9 protein-coding genes are annotated in these 13,867 nt (G+C 38.4%); 5 read left to right on the forward strand and 4 right to left on the reverse strand.

The genetic code is table 11. From position 1 onward, the window contains the following. Positions 1 to 136: 136 nt before the first annotated feature. Genes AAEY75_RS12840 through AAEY75_RS12855 form a run of 4 tightly spaced genes read right to left on the reverse strand, consistent with a single transcriptional unit; the run spans position 137 to position 4,938 of the window. Positions 137 to 880, reverse strand: coding sequence for a hypothetical protein (locus tag AAEY75_RS12840; protein ID WP_352259747.1), 744 nt, complete (start codon positions 878 to 880; stop codon positions 137 to 139). A 47-nt stretch (positions 881 to 927) separates the two neighbouring features. After that, complete coding sequence (locus tag AAEY75_RS12845) at positions 928 to 2,229, reverse strand: DUF6161 domain-containing protein (RefSeq protein WP_352259748.1); 1,302 nt, start codon at positions 2,227 to 2,229, stop codon at positions 928 to 930. Continuing rightward, complete coding sequence (locus AAEY75_RS12850) at positions 2,229 to 3,401, reverse strand: restriction endonuclease subunit S (RefSeq protein ID WP_352259749.1); 1,173 nt, start codon at positions 3,399 to 3,401, stop codon at positions 2,229 to 2,231. Before AAEY75_RS12850 ends, AAEY75_RS12845 begins: the two co-directional genes overlap by 1 nt. Then, positions 3,391 to 4,938, reverse strand: a complete 1,548-nt coding sequence (locus AAEY75_RS12855) for a type I restriction-modification system subunit M (protein ID WP_352259750.1) — start codon at positions 4,936 to 4,938, stop codon at positions 3,391 to 3,393. Before AAEY75_RS12855 ends, AAEY75_RS12850 begins: the two co-directional genes overlap by 11 nt. A gap of 126 nt (positions 4,939 to 5,064) precedes the next feature. Between AAEY75_RS12855 and AAEY75_RS12860 the strand changes: the two genes are divergently transcribed. From AAEY75_RS12860 to AAEY75_RS12880, 5 genes are all read left to right on the forward strand, one after another. Further along, complete coding sequence (locus AAEY75_RS12860; protein ID WP_352259751.1) at positions 5,065 to 6,204, forward strand: SEL1-like repeat protein; 1,140 nt, start codon at positions 5,065 to 5,067, stop codon at positions 6,202 to 6,204. A 14-nt stretch (positions 6,205 to 6,218) separates the two neighbouring features. Beyond that, on the forward strand, positions 6,219 to 6,896 hold the full coding sequence (locus AAEY75_RS12865; RefSeq protein ID WP_352259752.1) for a hypothetical protein: 678 nt from the start codon (positions 6,219 to 6,221) through the stop codon (positions 6,894 to 6,896). Between the two features lie 605 nt (positions 6,897 to 7,501). Continuing rightward, positions 7,502 to 8,011: a hypothetical protein gene (locus AAEY75_RS12870; RefSeq protein ID WP_352259753.1), complete on the forward strand. Its 510-nt coding sequence runs from the start codon at positions 7,502 to 7,504 to the stop codon at positions 8,009 to 8,011. Continuing rightward, a complete protein-coding gene (locus AAEY75_RS12875) occupies positions 8,011 to 10,485 on the forward strand; it encodes a site-specific integrase (protein ID WP_352259754.1) in 2,475 nt (824 codons plus the stop codon). Before AAEY75_RS12870 ends, AAEY75_RS12875 begins: the two co-directional genes overlap by 1 nt. Further along, positions 10,472 to 13,813, forward strand: coding sequence for a tyrosine-type recombinase/integrase (locus tag AAEY75_RS12880; protein WP_352259755.1), 3,342 nt, complete (start codon positions 10,472 to 10,474; stop codon positions 13,811 to 13,813). Before AAEY75_RS12875 ends, AAEY75_RS12880 begins: the two co-directional genes overlap by 14 nt. The last annotated feature ends 54 nt before the right edge of the window (positions 13,814 to 13,867 follow it).

The raw sequence follows: 13,867 nt of genomic DNA on the forward strand, positions 1-13,867 counted from the left end.
CATAGCGTTTGTTTGGTCTTATCGATTGTAACTGATAATGTCATAAAAAAGGCAAAGAAGAACCGCCAATGTTGCGCGTTACCCAAAGGGCTTAGCTTAGCGTGGCGGTGATGGCAGAGTCAGCTTTATAGTTACTTTACGACTCATCTTGATTTTCGATGGCTTGTGTCCTATCAGCAGATATATCAAACACTGACTCTTTCGTTAAATACACGTCATTAAAATCAGGGTTTTCATTCAAATATTTCTCAATTTTCTCAGAACTTTTCATTTCAGAAAAAATATTTAGAAATAAAAATGAGCCCCATAACATCACTATAATATAGATAATGATGACAATAGCAGAACCTATATCATCTTTAGATAAAATATTAGTAGAGTCTGTCATAAGCAAAAAGCTTATAAGGTATAACGTTAAGAATGTTGCTATAGCAGACAATACTAAGAAGAAAATACCAGAGAATATTCCAAACAATTTTTCAAATTTATTTATAGAAACTTTAAGTCGATTATCCTCGTAAGATAGATGAATTTTAGATCTCTTAAAGTTGGATAAGGTTATACTCCCCTTTGAATACTCATATAACTGCAATATAGCATGACGTAAATAAAAGTCTAACCTCATGCCTGTAGACTGATAAAAGTAGTCCTCGGCTATTTGCTTTTGTATACTCTCGCGAGTTAGTGAGTCTAGATATGGTGATTCTAAAGACTTTTCTTTATCTCTAATACTTCTTCGGCGAGCGTACGAAAATGTATCCATAAACTCTCTAAGCTTCTGGGGGTTTAGTAATATCCTTATCAAAGTAATTGAAACTATGATTACTGGTGCCCATACACCAAAACTATCATAAAGCTCTTTAAAGCTCTCTACATTCATTGATTTTCTCTTTTTTTAATCGGTGCGCTGACACGCACACTACGCTTCTATCTATTAGACGACGCATTAATAATTTCATGTACTCCAGGCATAGTTGGACTAGAATCACCTGATATAAGCCCTGTATCTGCTCGGCTAAACAAGGCTTGTAATACAATACTGCGTGCATCGGTATCAAAATCATCTTTTTCATGAGTCAATGACAGATATAGATAGGTCAATTGCTCTCGCTCTTCTGCATCACGTTGCAAATGGTAAGAGCTAAATACCAATTTTGAAAGTGCTTTTATAGCAAAGGCATAGACTGAAAGAAGGGTAATAAACAGGACAACCCCCTGCAGACTATCTATACTTATCTCAGTAGCTTGAGCATTTACCCACGTATAAAATAAAACACCAAAAATGGCAAGTCCAACAGCGACAAATCCTGAAAGAATGAACGCCCACCGATTGCCTAACTTTTTATAGTCCTCTGCTTTGGTGTTCCAGTAGCTAGCAGCAGGCTCTAAACGTAATTTTTCTTTATACGTATTTTCAAGGTTTTCAACTTTAACAAGCCATTGATTGAATTTTTTATTATGAGACTCATGTAAATTTTTGGTATCCGTCTTGTATGATTCGGCTGTACCCTTTTTCCAATTATCGAATTCTTCCTTAGATTTATTCACGTCTGTATACAAGTTATCTCGTATCTCAAGAATATTATCTTTTAAGTCTTTCACGGATTTGGCTTCGAGAGTTGTCCTATTTTCTAAACCGTTCTCACCTTGCATCTGAAATTCGTAAGCTATTAGAGCACCTTTGAAGCCTTCTAAACTATTTAGGTTGGTAAATGTAGGTTTTTCAATGAAAGCTTCAAAAAAACTACTAGCTGCTATTGCGCCGGACTCGTTAAATATATTAAGTCCTTTTCTACAAAGTACATGTTCGGACCATATCCAGTGATTGAACTGACCCCCGTTAAGACCATACTGGACAGAGTTTATAGCCATTTTTATTTTATTGTCTTGGTCTGGCTGGGTATCAAATAAATATCCATGTATCTCAATCTCAAATCTGTGATTTAAATCTTGGAAGCATCGACCAGTGCTCATTATTAAATAAACTAAAGGGGTCTTTTCTGTTCTAAAGTTATGCACTTGAGTTCGCTCTTCAAGACTCACTCTTTCATTTATTTGAAGAGGCTCTTCAGCTTTAATCCAAAACTCTGTTTCAGAAGCTATAAAATCTTGTAGTTTATATAGAGTATTAAATTTGAACTCTTTTCCTGTCGCATCTTTAAATGAAATGTCTATTTCTCTATCTTGAATATTTCTCGGGTTGACGTTATTTGTAATATCAATATCCATCAAACAACCTCCCCATCAACCACCACCCGCTTCTTACCCGTCAACAACACCTGCATCAGCGCCTTTTTCTCTTGCTGCAAATCAGCCAATTGCTGCTCAAGCAACTCAATTTCTTTATCGGCATTGGTTAACACAGTGGCGATTTTTCGTTGTTCTTTAAGTAAAGGTATTTTGAGTTTTAGAGTGTAAATTGGTTTTTGAGAAATCTGAGGCTGACCACCTTTATTTCGTAGACGTGATAATTGAAAATTTTGCAAAAGGTATACTATGAACAACTTATCAAATTCGTCAGAAAACTCCTTCGTAAAAAGAGCGTTATCAGTAATCCAGCATTTTTCTTGAATAAGTCTAGTTACACCACAGTATTCACCTACGCGACCAATTAAAATCACATCGCCTTCTGAGTTGCTATTAGCGGAATAACCCATAATATTGTTACCACCAAATACAGGGATTTTCTGTTCCTCGGTAGGCTCATTTTCAACATCTTTTGGTTTAGTATCACCGCTAGATAATTTGAAAACATTTTCTAATTTCAATTCCTCCCATTCGACCTCAAACCGCTTACCTGACTCATCAAGCAAACGCTTTTTACCCGTCAGAAGCTGCTGCATCAAGGCTTTTTTCTGCTGGGTACTATTCTCAATCAAACGCTCAGTCGTACTGATCGCTTTATCCCAAGTCGATAGAATTTTAGCAATTTTTTGTTGTTCTAGAAGCGGAGGAGTCAATATTTTTGTAGATTTGATAGTCTTTAGCGAAAGATTTTTTATTGTAGAACCTGTTAGCTCTGTAGTATAAAAATTCTGAGTTTTAGAGCTATTCAGTGTGTAATATATGTATTTAATATCAACGTCATGATTCACATTTAGATAGCAAGCACTCTTACCTAGGACAACATTTTCATTATTATAAAAAGCTAAGTTACCAATAGTTCCATTAATTGACATTAAAATCGTTCTATCACTCAAATCTCTTACATGGTTCTGAGCATCTTCAGCGCAAACTTTCTTTGTAGCAGATGAAATTACTATTGAACCATTTTTTAAGTTATTACCATTAATAAAATGGATATCTGAATTTTCGGCATATTGAGGTGTACTATGAATACCATCGCTTATTTTCGTAGTAAGATCGGCTAGCTGTTTAACTTCCCACCCATTAGGCACCATAACCCAACTCCTTTAAAAACCCTGCCATCTCAGCTTCTAGACTCTCTAATTCAGCTTTTAACTCAAGACGCTCAGCACGCACCGCATCCAGATCAATCTCCGCCTCTTCCTCAAAGGTATCGACATAGCGTGGAATGTTTAGGTTAAAGTCGTTTTCTTTAATTTCATCGAAGCTCGCTAGATACGCGTATTTATCAACACTTTCTCGCGCCTTATAGGTCTCGATGATTTTATTGATATTCTCAGGCGTTAACTGGTTTTGATTTTTACCGGATTTAAACTCATTACTGGCATCGATGAACAAAACTTTGTCATCAGTTTTGTTCTTTTTAAACAGCAAAATAGCGGCTGGAATACCCGTGCCAAAAAACAGCTTCTCAGGTAAACCGATTACCGTGTCAAGCAGGTTTTCTTCGATGAGTTGCTGACGGATTTTGCCTTCACTTGAGGCACGGAACAGCACGCCGTGCGGTACGACCACACCCATACGACCAGTGCTGGGCTTGAGTGTTTCGATCATATGACTGATAAAGGCATAGTCGCCCTTGGTCTTGGGCGGTACACCGCGATGAAAGCGACCATAGGGATCGCTGCTGGCATCTTCATGACCCCATTTATCCAGTGAAAACGGCGGGTTAGCTGTCACCACATCGAACTGTAATAATTGCTTGCCATCGCTACCCAGTAGCAGCGGATTACGGATGGTATCGCCCCACTCGATACGGTGGTTGTCCTCACCATGCAAGAACATATTCATCTTGGCCAGTGCCCATGTCGAGCCAATGGCTTCTTGACCGTATAGCGCATACTTCTTAGTATTTGAGTTTTTGCGTACCATCGCCCCGCACTTGATGAGTAGCGACCCTGAACCACAGGCTGGATCACATATCTCATCACCCTCGACAGGCTCAAGAATAGTCGCTAGCAAGTTAGACACTTCAGGTGGCGTATAGAACTCGCCAGCCGTCGCCCCACTACTAGCGGCAAAGTGCTTGATTAAATACTCATAAGCATTGCCGATCACATCGAGGCTACCGACGCGCTCAGCGGAGAGGTTCAGAATATCTTTGCCAAAATCTTCTAGTAAATGGCGTAATAGCTCGTTCTTTTGCTTTTCTTGACCGAGTTTGTCGGTGTTAAAGCTAATATCTTGGAAGACGTTTTTGAGCTTGGTACCGTTAGCTTCCTCAATCGCATGTAGCGCCTCGTCAATCCGTTGACCATTGCCCGGCTGATGACGCTGCTCGTATAAGTCCCAAAAGCTGGCACCTTCAGGCAGTACAAAACGCTGCTTAGACATCATGGCATGGATCAGCTCAGGGTTCTCGTTACCAGAACCGCCAAACTGCTCAACCAGCTTGTTGTACTCATCGCGGTAAACATCAGATAGGTACTTTAAGAACAGCATGGTCAAGATAAAGTCTTTATAGGTGTCGGCGCTGATGACCCCGCGAAAGGTGTCACAGGCGTTCCATACCGCTTTGTTGATGTCGTCTTGGTTGATTTGGGTAATATGACTGGCAGTACTGTCGGGCATTGGTTATTCCTTAACGCGCTGGAAAATTGCTGGTTATTATAGTGAGGTAATGATAGCAGGGTATATAGTCGATATCTTAAACTGACAGTCATTTAATTATGAAACACCCTTAAAATAGTGTAACATTTGTTTATTAAAATGCTGGAAGATAAAAAGATGAGTTTGTTTCAAACCTTTATCCAGAAAATAGGCATAGTAGTCTTAGTCTTGGGTATAAGTGGTTCCGCATTAGCAGCAGATTTTGAGTCTATTAAAGCATTAGCAGAATCAGGAGATGTCAATGCTCAGCTTGAGCTTGCCGAAAAATATGAAGCGCTAGAAAAACTGGATAGTGAAGTTGTCAACTTTGAACCTCAAGAATTATATTATGAAGGTAAAGCAGTAGATAAAAATGCTAAAAAATCTTTGAGCTGGTACCTAAAAGCGGCTAAGCAAGGTAATGCTGTCGCCCAAGCGAAGGTTGGCGGTATTTATCATGATGGTATACATGTCAAGCTAGATTACTCTGAAGCCTTTAAGTGGTATCAAAAAGCAATCAAAGAAAACGTAGCCGAAGCACAGTTTGGTTTAGGGCTAATATATGCTTACGGCAATGAAGTACCTAAAGATCCAGAAAAATCAAAATATTGGCTTACAAAAGCAGCAGAACAAAACTATGTTCCCGCTTTGTTTAATCTTGCATATGAGTATCATGGTCACTACGACGATCATGAAAGTCAAATAAAAGCGCTTGAACTATTTAAAAAAATGGCTAATGGAGATGACCCAAACGATGAGTATGTTGTTCGTTCTCAGTACGCATTAGGCTTTATGTACTACGATAGTTATGGTACTGAAGAAGATTATCAGAAGTCAGCCTACTGGTATCAAAAAGCGGCTGAGCACAGACATACTAGCGCGCAAACAGAGCTTGCTAGGATGTACTCTAGAGGTGAGGGTGAGGGTGTAGCTCAAAGTCATGATGAATCTATAAAGTGGTATAAAAAAGCAGCGAATCAAGGGAGTTTGCTGGCGCAGACGGGGCTAGCAATGATGTACTACGATGGTGAAGATGTCGCGCAAGATTATACTCAAGCGTTTAAATGGTTAAATAAAATAGTAGAAAGTGGCAAAGACGACTACTCTATTCAATTGATGCTTGCTTCGTTATATCTCAATGGCGATGGAGTCACTCAAAACGATGCTGAAGCAACCAAATGGTATGCTAAAGCTTGTCAAAATGGTAATCGCTACGGCTGTATTCAATATCGAGAATTAACCCAATAATAGAACAAGTCCATATGAAAACAGTCACATTCTGTCTACTAGCCAGCCTAGTTTTAAGCGCTCACGCGGCGGAGATAAAAACCAACTCATCGCTCGATGATACCGATCAAGTAGTGAATCAATTTCCGGTAGAGACTGCCTTACTCAATATCTATACTAAAGAAAGCAGTAGAACCTTATCAGCTATTGTATATGGTCATAAAGAGTCAATTGAAATCAAGGTAACACCAAAAGGAAACCTGACATTTGAAAACGTACTTGTTCAAGGTGCCGAGCAACGCTTCACCTATAGGTACGATGATGAGGTAATCGAAGAATCTATCGGCATCAACTACTTCACCCTTAATCCTTTAACTTTTTACGGTTTTGATAAGCCTTCAGGCAAGTATTCATTAGCGACGCAGACAGTGGTCATTCCTAAAATGGCGAGCATTGGTGATTCAAATCAGTTTGTCACTGAACGTATCTACTCAGATAGTAGCAAAAATACACCAGTTGATTTTTACAACTTAACTTGGTCCCTATCACGTGCCAGCACAAATACTGCATGGCTCTGTATAGATATTGATATCTATGAAAATTCGTCCGAATGCTATCAGATCGATGGCAGTGGCAATATATTGCAGAGCAAAAAGCGTTTGCAGTATTGGGCAGAAAATAGCTTTGAGATCATAAACTATATGAGTGAATAATGGTGTCAAAGCCACCTTCAGTACAAACCACCTGTCTTTGCCACCAAATTTATATGATTTAGACACATAGGTATTCGCGTTTATGATCAACATTTCTTTCATGTCGATAATTAATCGAGTCTGTCGTGCATGTGTTCATTGAACAAAAAGTAGCTTGAGCTATATGAATTAAGAATGAAAAATATTATAAATTTTAAGAAGTGATTTGAAATAAAACTAAACCCTATTTTGACATCTTAGAATTACAGATCAATCTGTATCAGGCATCTAAGCTTTACTCTTCTATTAATAGAACATTTTCGCTCCACTTTCCACTCCCAAGCTATCACCCTAAACTACGTTTCTAGTTATCTTATCCATTCATACGCCTACAAACTCCTAAACTCCTAAACTCCTAAACTACCTCAGATAAGATCACCATAGATTGTCTATAAAAGCTCAAAAGCATAGCAAGACATCACCTGCTGTCGTGTATTTCATGATTTTTCCTCAAAACCTCACAAATTGGCTTTCAATTGTTTGCTAATCCTCGTAAATTATTAGTGGAGGTCAATACACAGGATATAACGACCAAACCATCAACTCGATATCTCAGTGAGAAATATATGAAATCACTATCGATTGCTAAGCTACAAACACTCAATGTGCTTGTATATCCAGAAATCGTTGGTTTATTTGATATTTATACCTGCCATATTAGACCGCTGCTTGACAGCAAGACTATCGAACTTGAGCAAAGTAATGCTTGCTCGAAACTTACCCGCTTTATAAAAGAGGATAAAAAGTGGTTCTTGCTGAACAACTTTGAGCTATTTCATACAGTAAAAAGCCCTTATATTGATTTTGATGTATTAAGAAAAGAAGTGGCTGTGAAATACATCTCAAAGAGTCAGTTTGATTTTGGCATCAGTTTTTACGAGCTGATTGACCTCATTGCTCAACATAATAAAAAGATAGATATTAAGCTCGTTTATACGCAGCTAAACGAGCTATTGGATCAAGAAATAAACCAAAAACTATTTGGCAAAAATACTTTTGCTATTACTACATTTTGTCGGCTTATAAAAATAAATGAGCAGACTTATCATAAACGTCGTCCTACTGGAGTATCGTGATGGCTCAAGATAATGACACCTCACCCAATGAGGAACAATGGCTGTCTGCAAAGACCATTGATTATTTAAAGAGTGAGGAAGCGTTTGTTTACCCAGAAGCTATTATAGATGCTATCTCTACCATCATTATCGCAGTACATGACAGTTATAAACCCTCTAATAATTCTATTGAACCTTTATTAGAGATGACTGTACTAATACTACAAGATGAGCCTATTGCCTCTAAGTATATGCAAATCAGTCGTACTCATTTAGCAGAAAAACCACTGATGATGCAGCTGCTTATCCTAATGCAGAATATTGTCACCAAACAACAATTAGGCCACTCATTGCAACACCTAGTTTGGTTAGCAATAGCAATGCACACTGCAGCTTTACTTATCATTCAAGATAAGAAAACTCATACCAATAATATACTGATGCAGTTTAAGATGGCACAATTCTCAGCATCTTCTAGGCGCAAATGGCTTTGGAACGCACTTCCTGACATCTTCCACACTGAGATGAGTATAGAGCGTATATTATCGGTATTTAATAGTCTATTAGATCAGCAAAAAAGCGAACTTGTAGCACTAATCAATGGCCAAGCTACTCATACAGAGAAAGTAAAAAAAGACAAGTCTGACATAAAAGCCAAGCTGAGCCAGATAGATAAAATAACGACTGCCTACCAACACGCACACGACTTGCATGCACCAAAACCTGAACGCAAGAAGCCACCAAAAAATAACAGCATTAAACCCATAAACCTATCCGATGATAAACCAATATATCCTCTCGATTATGAAGCTACAAACTCTAACTGGAATAGTGAGCCTGATAAAGACAATTGGAACACCACACCTGATGATGTCGAACACAACTCTACCACCATAGACCTAGCATTTCTGGAAGCTAATACCGAAGCCTATGAAGGGTTAACGACGAGCTTTGAAGAGTACATCGATCACAATGAATTGCCCTATATCAGCTACGACAACTATCCAAACCCTCTAGTTAGAAACTCTATACCGCTGCAAACTATCGACTTATCGCTGCAGCAAAACTATATGTCCCAGCGTAATCTCGCGCTCAACTCTAACACACGCTTACTTTCCGTTGCTGGTTATCAAACCCTATTTGCAGCACTACACCAAGATGCTAAATCTTTACCAGAGTCAGATAATAATAAAACCTGCGCTGGCATTTTATTGCTATCAATGCTTACTGGCCTTCCAGTTAAGTCCTTAATAATACCAGGCTATGTCGGTCATCCTAGTATTTTTAGCATCCATGACAAAAGAGCTTATATTAAACATAGCCTTGGTATTACTAAACGATCTGTTAGCCAAACGTTAACAAAGGAAGATTACGAAAATCATTCTGACACTATTAAAATTCCACTGCCATTATGGCTAATTGATAACCTGCTGGCTTGTCAGTTGCCTATAAAAGAAGAGTTTACGACTTATCTTGCCAACTTGCGTAATAGCCTTGGACTGCCCTATCTTTCGGTCAATCGAATAGAAACAATATTACATGTTGTACTCTCTCGCTATACGCCAGATTGTCATGCACATATTGCCGATATCATTTGCCGCACGCCAGCGCCCCATGCTCCAGCGATGTACTATAGCAGCCATACTAGTGAAGGGATCATCGCTCACTATAAGTCGGCGCTAAGTGTACTCAGCAATATAAGTAGTTTTGACTTAGCTTATATCACCCCTTGGCATAAATACACCATAGGCTCTGGGTTTGCACTCAAGCTCGAAACCGTTCGTAACATCATAGATGAGATAAAAATTTGGGTAGATCAAAGTACAAATTATGATGAGCACTTTAATAGAACCAGTATTTTTATATGGTTTATCTTTTGCCTTTTAACGGGTGTGCGACCGAACAACGGTCTTGGCAAGATGTACGATATCGATCTTGATATGGGGTGGCTAGAGATCAACGATAAGCCCGTTAAGAAAGTAAAAAGTGATCGTCTGATACCACTATGCCTCACCCTTGTACGCCATTTGACAGAATATAGAGACTATATAATTGACTATCAGGCTAAGCATCAATTGAAGCATGACATCAGCACTACCATTGATGATATTCGCTTAGGTAACGATGAAGCGTTATTGAAAATTTTGTCTGCAAGTGTAAGTAACCTAAAAGATATTAAGCGCGGTGACACCTATAATTTTACCAAAAACGTTATTGATGCCAACCCTTACTGGACTCGTCACTTTGTGCGTACTCAGCTTGAGAAACGTAGTGTTCAGCTGCCACTCATCAACACTATTATTGGTCATGAAAAATCTCGTCAAGAGGTATTAGGACGTTTCTCATCGAGCAGTAAAAGAGATATAAGACGTGTAGCACCTGTATTTGAGCAGATCGCTGAACAGTTAGGGTTAAACCTTATAGAGATAAACAACTATTCTAAGATAAGCCATATTGAAAGAATATATGCGGGAGTAGACCATGTTGATAGATAATATTCACCTGCCCAAAATCATCGATGGCTTGGCAAATTTTGATGGCAGAAAAAGACGCTACGTGCCTTATCCTTCTGAACTCAAAGACGATAGCCCTAAAAAATACGACATACAGCTACTGGCCGACCTGCAGACTGAGTGGGATTCCCTGCAAAGAACTCATCCTGGTAATATTAGGTTCACCAAATCTTTTGACAAATATTACGAACAAGTACTTTGGCCAAGTAATCGCACCTTTTTAGTTATACCGAGCCCTATAAGTTTTGCTGATGAGTTATGGTTATTACAGAGTCAAGAACTAGACCAATTTCAGCGTGACTTTGATAATAAACTAAAACCCTTATCTAACGAAGGGTTCGATAAGTTTCAAGTTGTTGTTCAAGACAAAATTTCTAAAGCCTATAAAACAACCAAAAAATTAACACAAGCATGGCAAACTGTTAGTCAATTTATTGATTATCAAAATCAATATTACATGCTTGCAAAACACTATTACCCTAAGATTGTCGCGCCGCAGCCCACAAAGTTCAATCCATTGATTATTAATAACGACTGGGTCAAAAATGGCAAGTCACTGGTCAAGATTATTCGTGTCGCACAAACACACTGGAATCAAACAGCTGATTATAGCCAAGATCAGATCTTAGGCTGGCTGATATTTTCAGGGATTGTGTATGGTGGTATTAATGAAATACAGATGCTCCAAGGGTGGCTTACCTCATTGCTCGCCAAAAAACATCAGCCATTCATCAAAGAAAGGATAATAATCTCACCGCGCTTTGTGCAAAAGCGCTTTGGTAATGAACGAGAAGAAGAAAGTGACAAGCTTTATAACACCAAGCAAATCGTCGTAGATGTAGTCAGTCAGTGTTGGCTGATCCGTTACCATAAAAACAGCAGTCAAACAGATATCAATCATATCATTGACAAGCTGTCAGCAGATAAGATTGAGCTATACTTGACCACTGTTTTATCTAACCTAATCAAGCCTTTAAATATTAAACCCCTCTCCTTTTCAAAATTTTTATATTACGCAAGCTACCACTGGGAGATGCTCGATGGCGCTGATATTGATCATGCTTCAGTTGGTATACTTCGAGGTATGCATAACACTGCTGGACTGAGCACGCAGGATTTTGATAATTTTTTGAACCAAAAATATCAACATAAAGTTGAGCACTATAATCTAGAACATATTTTAGCGCTATCTATCAGTAAAAGCTCTATTGCTCAAAAAGAGACGGCCAACATTTCTACCAAAAAAATAGAGGTTAGAAAGTCTGATTTGATTATGAGTCTCACTAAAGACTTTAAAATGCATAAAAAATATGAAAAGAAAAAATCCAATAGCAATCCGTACACAATTATCGAAAGAGTAGAAAAACGCTATAAGCAATATGATGACTTAAGTGAAAAAATTTTATTAGATTGGGTACTAAGTTTACTAAATAGAAAAAAGTCAAAATCACCTAGTAATGAGTCTATTTTGAAATATATTAAAACTATAGGCTATGAATGGCTATATTTTACAACGGCGCAGCCGCTTGATATTTGGTCAGAAGAAGAGTTTGAGGAACTTTATGAAGATATTTTAGAGTACAAAGCTGTCGTACGGAACAATACTGACATTGGATACTCTGCCAATTTATTGAAGAGTATGCACAACTTTGCTAAGAGCAAATATAATCTACCCTCCGTGAATTTTCAACACTCCAAAAACGGTCGGCGTGTACGTGCCGAGCTGATATCACCGCAAGCGTACCAAACCATTATCACGCAAATACTGGGTTCTGTAGATATACTAGAGCGGGAGATGTTCGCACTTTTATTTATCTTAGTCTATCGTACTGGCATGCGCAAAAAAGAGCTGTTGGGACTTAAGTATAGTGACATCGAAGGTTTAAATGTAGCCACACCCTCAGTGGTGATCAGGCCTAATAGCTACCGCTCAACTAAGACTCAAAGTAGTATCCGCCGCATTCCTATATTTGCCCTTCTAAAGCCTGACGAATTGAATCTCTTTATCACCTTTGTACAAAGTAATATTGGCAGTAACTCAAACAAATTTATCTTTACCTTATCATCAGATCAGCGCCCTATTGGTGATCATGTTCCCTTACAGTTACTCAAACGAGTCTTAAAAGACATATCGGTAGATGACAATGTGGCAGAGCATACCTTTCATGGATTTAGACATACGGCTGTGAGCAACCTATCTTTAGCACTATTAGGTCATCCAGATCTCATAGAGGCACTAACCGATTATGATAAAAGCGATATTTTACGTATCAAACATGGCTTATTGGGTGAGCATATTGATGCACAAGATCGTTGGTACGCCCTATCAGGTATTATGGGGCACTTATCGCCTGAGCGTAGCTTTGAGTATTACAACCATTTTGCCACTTTGATGGCTACTTATGCGTTAAGCGTCTCTAATATAAAACTACCTAAACAAACACTACTTAATCTTACCAAATCTACTAAAATTAGCGAAAGAAAGATCAATGATAATGCTGACATTGATGATAACGGTGTGATCAATATGCCTAGTATACGTACGCTGTTATTTAAAAATATCATAGAAGGCAAACGCAAGTCACCGAAATTTACGATCGAAAGCTGTGATAAGCAATTTCTCTTGAGTACCAATACGCTAGCCACTAATGAACTGTTTGGTCGTTATGGTCTAAACCGAGTTCAACTGCTGCTACAGACTTATGATAAAAATATACCATTAGATAAAGCAGCCCAGTTGGCACATATTCCTATTCAAGATGCAAATATTTTAATAAAACGTGCCAACGAAGTTGTCGCTATCACTACTAAACGCGGTAAACCTCGTTTTGTAAAGCTCATAGACTCAGAACCTACTGTCTTAAGCCCACTGCACATTCAATACCAAAGTGATTTAAGATTGCTGTCACCTTTATTAAATAATGCCTATCGTCTACGAGAAAAGTCAGGAACTGATTGGGCTTGGTTTATTGAGATATGTAGTCAAAAACTCTCTAATAGCAGAGCATACCTACCATTTAGAAAAGGAGATGAGAAAGAGTTGCAGCGTTTCATCAATATTGCTGAGAAACTGCTGCCTTTGAAACATTGGCTAATAAGTAGCAACGAAGCTTTATGGATGAAAAATATGTCACATACTGATTATCAAGACATTAAGCAGCAATCTAATGATTCGACAAGCGCTCTCCATATCGGTATTGCTAGCCGAGATCCTAGAGAGCAAACGAATAAATGGCAGCACTCACCGCTACTACGGTTTTTTGTGCATATGATGCTTATTACAGATGAAAAGCTAGCTATTGTGAATTAATCTTCTTACATCAAGCCTTATTTGTCATAACGCACGTTACGGGAACAAGATGCA

This window comes from Psychrobacter sp. TB55-MNA-CIBAN-0194, assembly GCF_040309505.1.
GTDB classification, from domain to species: Bacteria; Pseudomonadota; Gammaproteobacteria; order Pseudomonadales; family Moraxellaceae; genus Psychrobacter; species Psychrobacter fozii.

Excerpts from the sequence above, each read along its gene's own strand:
- AAEY75_RS12845 (WP_352259748.1), bottom strand. The coding sequence starts at position 2,229 with ATGGATATTGATATTACAAATAACGTCAACCCGAGAAATATTCAAGAT.
- AAEY75_RS12840 (WP_352259747.1), bottom strand. The coding sequence starts at position 880 with ATGAATGTAGAGAGCTTTAAAGAGCTTTATGATAGTTTTGGTGTATGG.
- AAEY75_RS12850 (WP_352259749.1), bottom strand. The coding sequence starts at position 3,401 with ATGGTGCCTAATGGGTGGGAAGTTAAACAGCTAGCCGATCTTACTACG.
- AAEY75_RS12855 (WP_352259750.1), bottom strand. The coding sequence starts at position 4,938 with ATGCCCGACAGTACTGCCAGTCATATTACCCAAATCAACCAAGACGAC.
- AAEY75_RS12865 (WP_352259752.1), top strand. The coding sequence starts at position 6,219 with ATGAAAACAGTCACATTCTGTCTACTAGCCAGCCTAGTTTTAAGCGCT.
- AAEY75_RS12880 (WP_352259755.1), top strand. The coding sequence starts at position 10,472 with ATGTTGATAGATAATATTCACCTGCCCAAAATCATCGATGGCTTGGCA.
- AAEY75_RS12870 (WP_352259753.1), top strand. The coding sequence starts at position 7,502 with ATGAAATCACTATCGATTGCTAAGCTACAAACACTCAATGTGCTTGTA.
- AAEY75_RS12875 (WP_352259754.1), top strand. The coding sequence starts at position 8,011 with ATGGCTCAAGATAATGACACCTCACCCAATGAGGAACAATGGCTGTCT.